General features: G+C 65.7%; 11 protein-coding genes. 5 read left to right on the plus strand and 6 right to left on the minus strand.

Annotated elements, in window-relative coordinates; genetic code table 11:
- The first annotated feature begins 3 nt into the window (after positions 1 to 3).
- The 3 genes from A605_RS05310 to A605_RS05320 all read left to right on the plus strand — a co-directional run bounded on the left by A605_RS05310 (position 4) and on the right by A605_RS05320 (position 3423).
- Entirely contained in the window at positions 4 to 1692 is a 1689-nt protein-coding gene (locus tag A605_RS05310) for a catalase (RefSeq protein WP_015400475.1), read from the plus strand.
- A 127-nt stretch (positions 1693 to 1819) separates the two neighbouring features.
- A complete protein-coding gene (locus tag A605_RS05315) occupies positions 1820 to 3019 on the plus strand; it encodes a D-arabinono-1,4-lactone oxidase (protein WP_015400476.1) in 1200 nt (399 codons plus the stop codon).
- A gap of 5 nt (positions 3020 to 3024) precedes the next feature.
- Complete coding sequence (locus A605_RS05320; RefSeq protein ID WP_015400477.1) at positions 3025 to 3423, plus strand: sensory rhodopsin transducer; 399 nt, start codon at positions 3025 to 3027, stop codon at positions 3421 to 3423.
- An 87-nt stretch (positions 3424 to 3510) separates the two neighbouring features.
- Here the strand turns inward: A605_RS05320 and A605_RS15935 are convergent, their stop codons facing one another.
- Complete coding sequence (locus A605_RS15935; protein ID WP_015400478.1) at positions 3511 to 4218, minus strand: superoxide dismutase family protein; 708 nt, start codon at positions 4216 to 4218, stop codon at positions 3511 to 3513.
- Positions 4219 to 4393: 175 nt separating this feature from the next.
- On the opposite strand from A605_RS15935, the gene A605_RS05330 reads away from it, so the two are divergent.
- Positions 4394 to 4966 carry a thymidine kinase gene (locus tag A605_RS05330; protein WP_015400479.1) on the plus strand — a complete coding sequence of 191 codons (573 nt, stop codon included), beginning with the start codon at positions 4394 to 4396 and terminating at the stop codon, positions 4964 to 4966.
- Between the two features lie 22 nt (positions 4967 to 4988).
- Here A605_RS05330 and A605_RS05335 read toward each other — a convergent pair whose 3' ends face one another.
- Positions 4989 to 5582: a protein-L-isoaspartate O-methyltransferase family protein gene (locus A605_RS05335; RefSeq protein WP_015400480.1), complete on the minus strand. Its 594-nt coding sequence runs from the start codon at positions 5580 to 5582 to the stop codon at positions 4989 to 4991.
- A 121-nt stretch (positions 5583 to 5703) separates the two neighbouring features.
- Here A605_RS05335 and A605_RS05340 point away from each other — a divergent pair, with 121 nt between their 5' ends.
- On the plus strand, positions 5704 to 6258 hold the full coding sequence (locus tag A605_RS05340; protein ID WP_015400481.1) for an O-acetyl-ADP-ribose deacetylase: 555 nt from the start codon (positions 5704 to 5706) through the stop codon (positions 6256 to 6258).
- Positions 6259 to 6424: 166 nt separating this feature from the next.
- Here the strand turns inward: A605_RS05340 and A605_RS05345 are convergent, their stop codons facing one another.
- From A605_RS05345 to A605_RS05360, 4 genes are all read right to left on the minus strand, one after another.
- On the minus strand, positions 6425 to 8011 hold the full coding sequence (locus tag A605_RS05345; protein WP_015400482.1) for a GMC family oxidoreductase: 1587 nt from the start codon (positions 8009 to 8011) through the stop codon (positions 6425 to 6427).
- A 100-nt stretch (positions 8012 to 8111) separates the two neighbouring features.
- Positions 8112 to 9605, minus strand: a complete 1494-nt coding sequence (locus A605_RS05350) for an aldehyde dehydrogenase family protein (protein WP_015400483.1) — start codon at positions 9603 to 9605, stop codon at positions 8112 to 8114.
- 12 nt (positions 9606 to 9617) lie between these two features.
- A complete protein-coding gene (betT, locus tag A605_RS05355; protein WP_081602088.1) occupies positions 9618 to 11834 on the minus strand; it encodes a choline BCCT transporter BetT in 2217 nt (738 codons plus the stop codon).
- A 640-nt stretch (positions 11835 to 12474) separates the two neighbouring features.
- Positions 12475 to 12930, minus strand: a complete 456-nt coding sequence (locus tag A605_RS05360; RefSeq protein WP_015400485.1) for a GNAT family N-acetyltransferase — start codon at positions 12928 to 12930, stop codon at positions 12475 to 12477.
- Positions 12931 to 13039 lie beyond the last annotated feature (109 nt).

Here is a 13039-nt window from a genome sequence, read left to right on the forward strand (position 1 = left end):
GACATGACTGACAATGACCAGATCCTGACCACCCGACAGGGACACCCCGTCCCCGACAACCAGAACACCCGCACGGTCGGCAACCGCGGACCGGCGACCCTGGAGAACTACCACTTCCTGGAGAAGATCTCCCACTTCGACCGCGAGCGGATTCCCGAGCGTGTGGTCCACGCCCGCGGCTTCGTGGCCTATGGCGAGTTCGAGGCCACCGGCAAGATCGGCGACGAGCCGGCCTCGAAGTACACCCGCGCCAAGCTGTTCCAGGAGGCCGGCAAGAAAACCGAGCTGGCCATCCGTTTCTCCACGGTCATCGGCGGCCGCGACTCCTCGGAAGTGGCCCGCGACCCCCGCGGCTTCGCGGTGAAGTTCTACACCGAGGACGGCAACTGGGATCTGGTGGGCAACAACCTGGCCATCTTCTTCATCCGGGACGCGATCAAGTTCCCGGACGTCATCCACGCCCTGAAGCCGGATCCGGTCACCTTCCGCCAGGAGCCCAACCGCATCTTCGACTTCATGAGCCAGTCCCCGGAGTCGATGCACATGCTCACCCACCTGTTCTCCCCGCGCGGTATCCCCGCCACCTACCGCCACATGGAGGGCTTCGGCGTCAACACCTACAAGATGGTCAACGCCGACGGTGAGACCGTTCTGGTCAAGTACCACTTCCACCCGCACCAGGGCGTCGCCTCCCTCACCGAGGAGGAGGCCGCCAAGGTCCAGGGACAGGACCTGGGTACGGCATCGAAGGACCTCTTCGAGGCCATCGAGCGCGGGGACCACCCGAAGTGGGACCTCTACGTGCAGATCATGGAGGACGGCTACCACGAGGAGCTGGACTGGGATCCGCTGGACGACACCAAGACCTGGCCCGAGGATCAGTTCCCGCTGCGCCACGTGGGCGTGATGACGCTCAACCGTAACGTCGAGGACTTCCACAACGAGAACGAGCAGATCGCCATGGGCACCGGCGTGCTGGTCGACGGCCTGGACTTCTCCGACGACAAGATGCTGGTCGGGCGCACCTTCAGCTACTCCGACACCCAGCGCTACCGCGTCGGCGGCAACTACCTGCAGCTGCCGGTGAACCAGCCCAAGGGCGTCAAGGGCCGGGTGCACACCAACCAGCGCGGCGGCGAGATGTCCTACGGGGTGGATCTGCACCCGGACCAGAACCCGCACGTCAACTACGAGCCCAGTATCCACAACGGGCTGCAGGAGTCGGAGAAGACCCCGAACTACCCGCCGGAGGTCACCGGGCAGCTGATGCGCGCGGAGCTGGACCGCACCAACGACTACCTGCACGCGCGCGGCCGCTACAACACCATGATGGACTGGGAGCGCGACGAGCTGGTCAAGGTCCTGGGTGGCATGCTCTCCGACTGTGAGCGCGACGTCCAGGAGCGCATGCTCTGGCACTTCTTCATGGTCCACGACGACTACGGCAAGCGCGTCGGCGAGATCATCGGTCTCACCGCCGACGACGTCAAGCACCTCAAGCCGCTGCCGAGGCAGACGTTCACCGACGACGAGAACAAGCGGCTCGAGAACCTCGGCGACAACGGTGATGTCATCGACCCGAAGCAGTGGGGCCAGCAGACGAGCTCGGTGATCAACCACCAGGCCACCGCCGAGGACGTCCTCAACGGCTCGCTGGGCAACCTGCCGCGCACCGGTGGCGACGAGGGATAACAGTCATTTCCGCGGGCAGGGAAACTGACGGCCGGCGGATGAGCTGAAGCGGCGGGAGAGGGACACGGTCCCGGTCCCGCCGCTTCACCCGTTTCGGCGCGCCGGACGAAGACACAGGAGGACAGAAGTGGCGGAGGAATTCGTCAACTGGTCGGGCAGCATCAGGTTCACGCCCTCGGACCGCGCGCAGCCGAAGAACACCCGGGAGGTCACCCGGCTGGTGACCGGGGCACGCAAGGCCTCACGCACCCTCCGCCCGGTCGGATCCGGCCACTCCTCCCAACCCGTCTTCAACACCGGCGACACCCTTGTGTCTCTGGACAGCATGAACGGGGTGGCGGACGCCGACCCGGAAAAACACCGGGCGCGCGTGCTGCCGGGCACCGGGCTGCACCAGTTGGGTAGACAACTGGCGAAGCACGGTCTGGCCATGGAGAACCTCGGCGACGTGGACTACCAGACCATCGCTGGGGCGATCGGCACCGCCACCCACGGCACGGGAATCGCCCTGGGCAATCTCTCCTCCACCCTGATCGGTGGCCGACTGGTCAACGGCCTGGGGGAGGAGGTCGCCTTCGGCGTGGACGCCGGGGAAGACCGGGAGCATGATCTGTTGCGCGCCGCCCAGGTCTCACTGGGCAGCCTGGGGATCCTGACCTCGCTGACCCTGCGGCTCGAGGAGTCCTACGAACTGCACCGGCAGAACTGGATCACCCACATCGACTGGGTGCTGGAGAACTTCGCCGAGCTGATCGAGACGAACCGCAGCGTGGACTTCTACTGGTATCCGCGCAGCGATCTCGCCCAGGTGCGCATGCTCAACAAACCCGGCGAGGAACCCGATCTCGTACCCGAGGGGCGGCTCAAGGAGGACCGGACGGGCCCCTCGTACGAGATCATCCCCAACGACCGGCACCTGCACTTCGAGGAAATGGAGTACATGCTCCCGCTGGACACGCAGTTGGAGGCGTTCCGGCAGGTGCGTGAACGCGTCAAGACACGGCATCGCGCCACCGTGGGATGGCGGGTGCTGGTGCGCACCATCGCACCGGACCGGGCGATGCTGTCCAACGCCCAGACGCGGCCCACGATGACCATCGCTCTGCTGCAGAACAACACGCTGGCGTTCCAGCAGTACTTCGACGACCTCGAACCGTTGTTCCGCCGCTTCGGTGGCCGGCCGCACTGGGGAAAGAAGCACTCGCTCAAGGGCGCCGAGCTCTACCTGGAATGGGGAACCTTCCAGCGGATCCGCCGCGAGATGGATCCCGGGGGAGTGTTCATGAACGACTACCTGCGCGAGCTGTTCGCGGAGACAGGGGAATGAGAACGATGAAACAGTCAGGCAAGAACACATCCGCCGGCCTGGGACGCACCACCTGGGTGTTCTCCGCGGGTTTCGCCCCCAGTCAGAGCACCGGCCGCGAGCCGGAGTTCACCTCACGCAACACACTGTGCCTGCTCAACACCGGGGACACCCCCGCCTGCGTGAGCCTGATGGTCTACCACGAGGACTCCGATCCGGTGGGGGCCTACGAGATCCGGGTGGAGCCGCGGCGCGTGAAACACCAGCGGATCAACGGCCTGATTGAACCGGAGGCGGTGCCGCTGGACGTCCCCTTGGGGCTGGTGCTGGAACCCGACGTCCCCGTGGTGGCACAGCTGTACTATCTGGACTCCCGCAACGGGGAGCTGACGGTCTCGCACCTGAATCCCGCCCCGCTCGATTGACAGGACACGGGGATACACCCAGGGACGCGAGAAGACCTCCCGGTTCCGTCCGGGAGGTCTTCGGCGTGTGCGGGGAGGGAGGGGGGATTAACCGCCGATGACGCCACAGGCGAGGCGGCTGCCCGCGTCACCGGTGCTCAACGTCTCATCATCGATGCCGTCGGTGGCGTAGCGCTCCGGGATATTCGCGTAGTTGTCGGGGTTGGAGTGGATCATCAGCGCCGAGCCGTCCTCATCCTCCAGGTCCGACAGGCTCAGCCGGTCGGTCTCGAAGGTGATCATCGCGTCCCCGGACTCCTTCACCAGCAGCTGCGGCAGGTCACCGGTGTGATTGGGGTGTTCGGACTCGTCGGAGCCGATGTGGCTGCCGGCGGACATAAAGTCACCGGTGTCGGCCGGATCGTCCGGGGCGGCGCTGTCCGGCTCGCAGGTGCCGATCTGGTGGATGTGGAGGCCGTAGAACCCCGGCTCCATCCCGGAGAGCTCGACGCCGATCTCCACGGCGCCGTCGGTCTCGTTGAACTCGGCGGTGCCCAGCTCCGAGCCGTCGGCGTTGTTCATGGTCGCGGTGAGCTCCGCGTCGTCGGCGGCGGCGGCGCTGGTCGTGGTCCCGTCGGTCTCCGTGGCGGTGTTGACGGGCTGGGTGGTCTGGTCGGCGGGGGAGTTGTCCATGGTGTCCTGCGCCTCGCCGTTGGTGGCGCAGGCGCTGACGGCGAGCAGTCCGACGGCTCCCACGGCGGCGGTGAGGACACGGGGCAGGGTTCTGGTGGTGGTCGATCGGGGCGTGATTCGCATGATGGCTCCTCTCGTGGATGACCCGGGCAAATGCGGGAAAGCCCACCATGCGGTGCAGCGACGTGCCTCGGCGGAATCTTTCCGGACCTGCTCGGCTCTCGTGTGCCCTCCACGCTACAGAGCATTCACCGCCGCGTCAGCGGTTTCACCCGGCCGGACGTAGTACGGTGCGGGTATGCACGACAGGCAGGCCGGTCGGCTGCGGGTGATCACCGGGCCGATGTTCGCGGGCAAGACCGAGGATCTGCTGCACCGCATCCGGGGTGCGAGACAGCAGGGGGACGACGTCGTCGTGGTCACCCACGCCCTCGACGACCGTTACGGACGACGGATCGTGGCCTCCCACACCGGGTTGAGCACTCCCGCCCACGCGGTCACTGACGCCGAGGCCGTCGCCGGACTGGCCCTGGCCCGGCCGGTGGATCTCGTCGCCGTCGACGAGGCCCAGTTCTTCGGTATCGGACTCGTCCCGGTGCTCAACCGGATCCTGGACGCGGGGATCCCGGTCGACATCGCGGGGCTGTGCATGACCTTCGACGGTGGACCCTACGAGCCGATCGCCACATTGATGGCGCACGCGGAGGAGATCACGAAACTCACGGCCGCGTGCGAGATCTGTGGGCGGGACGCGGCCTTCCACCAGCTCCGGCACCCCGAGGCGCACGCCGACGCCCGCGAATCGTCCGTCGCGCGCGTCGGTGGGGCGGAGATGTACGAGGCGCGGTGCCGCCGTCACTTCACCGGCTGACGGTTTCCCGGGCCATGGAACATCAGCGTTCGCGCAGCAGCGGGACGAAGCGGAAACCGCCGTGGTAGGTCACCCGCGGCGCTCCGGGGTGGTTCAGGCGGACCTTGATCATCAGGCCGGCCACCGGGATGACCAGGATGCCGCCCGCACCGAGCTGGTCGACCAGTTCGTCGGGGAGCTCATCGGCCTCGGCGGAGACGAGAATGCGGTCGAAGGGGCCGTCGTCGGGGAGACCGAACACCTCCGGGACGGCCTGCCGGATCTCCGCGTTGGACAGCTCCAGCCGGGCCAGGTTGTCCCGGCCGAACTCGGTCAGCTGGGGAATACGTTCCACGCCGGTGACCTGGCCCGATTCTCCCACCAGACGGGACAGCAGGGCGGTGGTCCAACCGGAGCCGCAGCCGATGTCGAGGACGCGGTCACCCGCGCGCACCTCAAGGAGTTCGAGCATGGTGGCCACGGTGGTCGGCTGGGAGTTGGTCTGGCCGTGGCCGATGGGCAGCGGGACGTCCTGTCCCGCGTGCGGGCGCTGCCGGGGCGGCAGGAACCCGGTACGGTCGATGTCGCGCATCGTCGCCCGGAGCCGCAGGCGATCCGCCGGTTGTCCGTGCGTCATGTCGTCCCTTCCCCGGCCTCGTCGGAGCTGGGCCGGCAGGAGGAGCTGATATGTGACCCATGCTACAACTGCGGTCATCCGATTCCAAGGCTCCGTCGACCGCGGAAACCCGTTGCCGGGGATGCGGGGACGTGGCTACTCTGAGGGCGTGGAACTGCGCATTCAACCCGGGGACATCACGACCATCGAGGTCGACGCCGTCGTCAATGCGGCAAACTCCAACCTGCTCGGCGGCGGAGGAGTCGACGGGGCGATCCACCGGCGCGGAGGCCGCGCGATCCTGGCGGAGTGTCGGCGCTTGCGGGCCGGGAAGCTACCGGACGGCCTGCCGGCGGGACAGGCGGTGGCCACCACCGCAGGCGAGCTGCCCGCACGCTGGGTGATCCACACTGTTGGTCCCGTATACGCCAAGGGCGAAGACCGTTCGGATATCCTGGCCTCCTGCTACCGCGAATCGCTGCGGGTGGCCGCGGAGCTGGGGGTGGCAACCGTCGCGTTCCCGGCGATCTCGGCCGGTGTGTACGGCTGGCCCATGGTCGACGCCGCACGCATCGCCGTGAACACCGCCGCGGCCATGACCGACGAGGTCGGCGGGGTGGTGCGCCAGGTCATTTTCGTTCCGTTCGGCGACGAGGCCGAGGCGGCCTTCCGCACCGCCGTGGACCACTTCGGGTGAGCGGAGGACACCAGGAGATACGGGGAAAGGTGCACGGGCATCGACCATACGCCTTTCAGATGGCGGCTGCACTTGGCTACCGTTGCCCCGCTTTCGCAGTGGCCGCATCGATAACGCGCTCCAGGGCAGGGTAACCAGGCACTCGGAGCCGACGGGCCGGCGGACGCTACTTCGCCTGATCGGCCTTGATCAGATCGGAGGCGCGCTCACCCATGAGCATGCAGGTGATGTTCGGGTTGACCGCCACCAGCTGCGGCATGGCGGAGGCGTCCACCACGCGCAGGCCGCGCACGCCCTTGACCCGCAGCTGCGGATCCAACGGAGACATCTCGTCGTCCACGGCGCCCATGCGGCAGGAACCGGCCGGGTGGTAGACGGTGTTGTGGGTCTTGGACACGTACTCCGCGATGTCGGCGTCGGACTGCACATCCTCGCCGGGGAAGAGCTCCCGCCCGGCGTACTCCGACATGGCGGGCTGGGCAACGATCTCACGGGCGAGCTTTATCCCCTCGACCGCGATGCGCATGTCGTAGCCCTCCGAATCGGTGAAGTAGCGCGGATCGACCTTCGGCTTGTCCCGGAAATCGCAGGAGCGGAGACGCACGGTGCCGCGGGACTTCGCATGCGTGATGTTCGGAGTCAGCGCGAAGCTCTCGTCGGCGGTGGGGTAGCCGTGACGACGGGTGTGCATGTCGAAGGGCACCGATCCGTAGTGCATCATCAGATCCGGGAGATCGATGTCCTCATCGACCTGAGAGAAGATGCCGATCTCCCACCACTGGGTGGCCTCCCGGGTCATCGGGACCTTGGACTCCCAGGAGATCACGGCCTCCGGGTGGTCCTGCAGGTGGGAGCCCACGCCGGGGGAGTCGACGAGGGCTTCGACACCGACCTCCGCGAGGTGCTCGGCCGGACCGATACCGGACAGCATTAGCAGCTTCGGGGTGTCGATCGCCCCCGCGGAGACGATGACCTCCCGGTTCGCCTTGATCATGGAGGTGCGGCCGAAGGGATTGTCGAGGTACTCGATGCCGGTGGCACGCTTGTCCTCGTCGAACAGGATCCGGGCGACCTGACGGTCCGTGAGGATGTCGAGGTTCTCCCGCTCCAGAATCGGGTGCAGATAGGACACTGAGGAGGACGACCGGGTGCCGTCCGCCTTCGAGTTGATCTGGAAGAAATCGGCGCCCTTGACGACCGTCTCCCCCTCGTTGAACGGGGTGCGCGGAATACCCTGCTGTTCGCAGGCGTCCAGGAGAGCCACACCCAGCTGGTCCTTCGGTGGAACACTCATCAGGTGGACCGGACCGTCGTGGCCATGGTGCTCACCTGCCCGGTCATTGGTCTCCAGGCGCTTGATCAGCGGCAGGATGATTTCAGCGTTCCAGCCCTCCGCCCCGAGCTCCTCCCAGAGATTCATGTCCTCCGCCGGCGGGTGGAAGGCGATGCAGGAGTTGTGCGAGGAACAACCTCCGAGCACTTTGGCCCGGGAGTGGCGCATGAAGGAGTTTCCGTTCTCCTGCGGCTCGATCGGGTAATCCCAGTCCAATCCCGATTCCAGTAGTTCCGGCCAACGCTTGAGCTGCAGCACCTCGTCCTTGTCGGTGTCCGTCGGGCCGGCCTCGACCAGCGCGACGGAAACGTTCGGGTCCTCACTGAGGCGTGCCGCGACCACGGCTCCCGAGGATCCGCCGCCGACGACGATGTAGTCGTAGCTCTGCTCCGGGTTCTGCTCGGTGTTCTTTACCGTCAAGATGTCTTTCCCTTTCAGTTGTGGGTGCCGTTCCGCGGGTAAGGAACAGCACGTTGGTTTTGCTTGGGGTTGTTGCCCCTGTTACGGCGGATGGAATCCCCTAGTGCTTCTCCGGGAACCAGCCGGACACCGCGGGTTCCGTGTTCTGGTAGATATGCTTGGCCTCGCGGTACTCCTCGAGGCCGGTCGGTCCCAGTTCACGCCCCACGCCGGACATCTTGAAACCGCCCCACTCGGCCTGCGGTAGGTAGGGGTGGAAGTCGTTGATCCAGATGGTGCCGTGGCGCAGGCGGCGCGAGACCCGGTTGGCGATGCCCGCGTCCGAGGTCCACACCGCGCCGGCGAGACCGTATTCCGTGTCATTGCCGAGCGCGACAGCCTCCTCCTCGGTGGAGAAGGTCTCGACGGTGATGACCGGGCCAAATCCCTCCTCCACGACAACCGCCATTCCTGAGGCGCACCGGTCGAGCACCGTCGGCGCGTAGAAGAAGCCCTTCTCGTGCTCCGGGCCGCCCCAGTGGCCGCCCGTGCGCAGCCGGGCCCCGGCCGCGATGCCGCGATTGACATAGTCGGTGACCTTGTCCCGGTGCTCCGCGGAAACCAATGGTCCGGTCTCCGCCTTCTCGTCGAAGGGGCCGCCCATGACGATCCCCTCGGCGCGGCGAACCAGTTCGTCGACGAACTTCTCCGCGATGGTGTCCTGGACGATCAACCGGGCACCGGCGGAGCAGACCAGGCCGGAATCCAGGAAACCGGCGTTCAGAGCGTTGTCCAGCGCGGCGTCGAAATCGGCGTCCGCGAAGACGATGTTCGGGTTCTTTCCGCCGAGCTCGAGGGCGACCTTCTTGATGGTGCGTGAGGCGGATTCGGCGATCTTCCGGCCGGTCACCAGACCACCGGTGAAGGAGACCAGGTCGACGTCCGGGTGGGAGGACAGGGGGGCGCCCACGGTGCCACCGTCGCCAAGCACGAGGTTGGCGACGCCCGCTGGCAGACCTAGCTGGTCGAGCACGTCGATGATGAGGATCGTCGTGTGCGGAGTGAGTTCGGCGGGCTTGATCACGAAGGAATTTCCGGCGGCCAGTGCTGGGGCGATCTTCCATGCTGCCTGAAGCAGCGGGAAGTTCCACGGGGTGATCATGCCGCAGACACCGATCGGCTCGTAGACGACGCGGGAGATCACGGAGTCGTCCCCTGCGTCGACGAGACGGCCGGGGTGCTGGTCGGCGATCTTCCCGAAGTAGCGGAAGCAGGAGATGATGTCATCCATGTCGCCCTCGGCCTCGACCAGGCGCTTGCCGGTGTCGAGCGCTTCGGCGCGCGCGAATTCGTCTTTGCGTTCGGTCAGGGCGTCCGCGACCCGGAACAGGAAATCACCGCGTTCGGCTGCCGGGCGGTCAGCCCACACGCGGGAATCGAAAGCGCGCCGGGCGGCGGCGATGGCGGCCTCGGTGTCTGCCGTCGCCGCCTCGGAGACGACCCCGACGGTGGAACCGTCGGCAGGGCAGATCACGGTGCGGGTTTCTCCGGAGGATGAGGACTCCCACTTCCCGTCAATGTAGAGGGTGGCGGTGTCGTGGCGTTGTTCAGTCATGTTGTGCCTCCGTTATGGGTTCTGTGGGTTGGGGTATGGGGCGGTGCCGAAGTCCATGGGAGGGGCGTCGGGATCGATCTGATCGGTGTCGACCCACTCCTCCGGTGCACCGGCGTGAACCTCCCGGGTGGGAGTGCCGCGGACTCCGGTCAGGGACATGTAGGTCAGGTGGGCGTCGTAGGCGTCGAGGATGTCGGAGATGACTTGTTCCTTGGAGTAGCCCATGATGTCGCGGCCCTGGGAACCCGTGAGGGAGAAGACCTCGAGCTTGAAGTACACGTCTTCGACCGCAGAGAGGTTGACCGCGAAGCTCGGGACGGAACAGGCGACCGGGTAGGCCTGGTACTTGAAGTTGTCCTGATCCGGGAACTTGACCACCAGATCCACGTAGGGGATCGGATAGTCGGGGTGTTCGCCCCGGTGACAGGAGACGTCGACGCCGAGTGTCTCCAGTTCTGCGGCGACTTCCTCGACCGCTGGGGCGGCCACGTTTTCCACGTATTTGGTCACCTGCCCGGCTGAGGGGAAAGACATTCGGCGGAGGAGCCGCTGACGCCAGTTGCTGCGGCCACCGGCGTCGCGCATGCGACCCGAGAGCGCACCAGCCAGCGAGGCCTGTCGTGAATCGAGGGCGTACCGCTCGGACTGCAGCACCCGCCAAACACTGATCATCAGGAGGTAGATGACCACCGAGAACGGCAGACCGATCAGCACAGTGGCCGCCTGCAGCGTGTAGACACCATCGATCAACAGCATCACCAGCGTCAGCGCACCGGTCAGCACCGCCCAGACGATACGCAGCCACGGCGCCCCGTCAGAGTCGGTGGCCGAGGGCTTCGACGTCATGTTGGCCATCACGAGGGACCCGGAGTCCGCGGAGGTGACATAGAAGAGCATGCCGGTGATCACTGCCAGGGCGACCGTGAAGGTGGTGCCCGGGTGTTGTGCCAACAGGTTGAAGAAGCCGGATTCCGGGGTATTGACGGCCATCTCGAGGAAGGCCCGGTCCCCGTCCCGGAAGAACCCGAGGGCAGCGTTGCCGAAGATGGAGGTCCACAGCAGGATGAAGCCGAAGGGGATCAGAAGCACACCGAGGACGAACTGCCGCAGAGTGCGGCCGCGGGAGATACGCGCCAGAAACAGGCCGACGAAGGGAGCCCAGGCGATCCACCACGCCCAGAAGAACAGGGTCCAATCAGCCAACCACTGGTCCGCCGCGTAACCCGGGGCACCGTCGGTATAAGCGAAGGTGTTCAGCATCATCGACGGGAAACGGCTGAAGAAATCACCGATATTCTGGACCAGCGCGTTGAGTAGATCGGTGGTTTTCCCGGTGAACAGCACCCACAGCATCAGCGCAACGGCCAGAACGACGTTGAGCTCCGACAGGCGCCGGATTCCGCGGTCCACACCGGACACAGTGGACACAATGGTGACGATGACGGACAGGGCGATCAAGCCAATCTGGACGGCAGTGGTGGTGGGGATGTCGAAGAGATAGGACAAACCGAAGTTCAGGAACACCACGCCGATACCCAACGAGACAGCGATGCCGAAGATGGTGCCGATGGTGGCGAAGATCTCGACACCGTGCCCCGCCGCACCGTGGATCCGGCGGCCGAAGACCGGAGCCAGCGCCGAGCGGATGCTCAGCGGCAGGTGATAGCGGTAGGCGAACAGTCCGAAGGCCATGCCCATCAGCGCATACATTGCCCAACCTGGGATGCCGTAGTGAAACATCGTCCACAACGGGGCCATACGTGCGGCATCTTCGGACAGTGGCGCACCCTCTGGCGGGGTGAGGTAGTTGGTGGCCGGACCGGAGATGCCGAAGAACATCAGGTCAACGCCGATGCCAGCGGCGAAGAGCATCGCCGCCCAGGTGAAGGGATTGAACTTCGGGGTGGAGTGGTCCGGGCCCATCTTGGTGTTTCCGACCCTTGAGAAAGCCACGACCAGCACGAAGACTACAACGAGTCCGGCGGTGAGAATGTAGTACCAGCCAAGATGTGTGGCGACCCAGTCCATGGCGCCAAAGATCACTACCTCAGCCTGCCCGGGGGCGAGCCACGCCCACAGGACGAAGGCGATGATGAGGGTCGCTGAGGTCACGAACACCGGCCAGTTGACCGGAGAGCGTGATCTCTCTATTGAAGGTTTTTGATTGGACACCCCGTCGTCAGCACCTTCGAGGACGTCGTTCGGCGGGTGGGGATCAACCGTGGTCATGAGTTCCTCCTCTTGAAATACCACGCTCACCGCCCCATGTACCTGCGGTGAGAAGACTTTCAGAAGATTGTCAGACCCGAACAACTGTAGGTAAGGCGGATAAATAGAACTATTTGCTATTGCGTTGAGCAATGGCCGATCTGTTCTGACTCTCACCCCAAAATGTGGCTCTGCGTGGGAATTTGACTTATAAGGGCGTAGTTTGCTTGGGATTTCCGTAATTACCCCCTAAAGGGGGCGGGTGGCAGATGATTTTCTGGAGGAAAATGCCTCGGCGCGATAAGGGGGATTGCCGGCCCTCGGGGTGGCTGCGCACCTTTATGAGATGGCGGTGGTTCATGAACTGCAATCGACGCCTGTTTCTCCGTGTCCCGGCGCGATGAGACGTGGCAAGTTGTGGATGGCGCAGGCGCATCGCCACTTCCACGAGCGGGTGGCTTCGGTGCAGTAACGCGACCGCGCGCGAGCGTGTCCCGCGCTCCTGCCAGATTCCGTGCTTGCGCAGGTAGGTGTGCATGCGTGTGCCAGGCGCCCCTGAGGAGAGGTGGCCAGGCAATGTGAACGGGCGGGATGCAGGGAGGTCCCGGCAGACGATGGCGGGAGCAACGTGTTTTGCCTGGCGATGCCGGGCTGAAGGGGCCTACCCGAACTCGCGCAGATACAGCAGCATCGCGCCGCCGCCGTCGGGCTCGATGTTGGTGAAACCGTGCCGTTCGTAGAAGCGCCGGGCCTCAGTGTCGGGGGCGTCGACGCCGATGTGCATCTCCTCGCAGCCGTGGGCCCGCACGAGCCGGAGCAGCTCGTCCAGAATCCGGCCGCCGATGCCCTCACTGCGGCGTGCAGGTTCGACGTAGAGCTCCTCGAGCTGTGCGAGGGGGCCGTCGTGGTAGGGGGTCGGGCGCAGCGTCGCGAATGCGAAGCCGACCGCTTCCTCCCCGCCGGCCAGGAGAACGATGACATCGTCGCGGGCTAGGAGCGTCTCGAAGCGCCGCGCGAACTCGACCGCCGCGGGTTCGGGTACCCCGAACTCGGCGTTGAACCGGTGGAGCAGCGTGCCGACGGTCCTCGCGTCGGCCGCCGTGGCCTGACGGATCATGGCCACATTTTACCGGAGGACCGTGACCGCGGCAGGATGTCGTCACTTGTCCGGTCCGCCGCGGGTGGAAAGGGAAACGACCCCGGCGGGATGCCACCGGGGTCGTTTC

The organism is Corynebacterium halotolerans YIM 70093 = DSM 44683 (genome assembly GCF_000341345.1).
Lineage (GTDB): Bacteria > Actinomycetota > Actinomycetes > Mycobacteriales > Mycobacteriaceae > Corynebacterium > Corynebacterium halotolerans.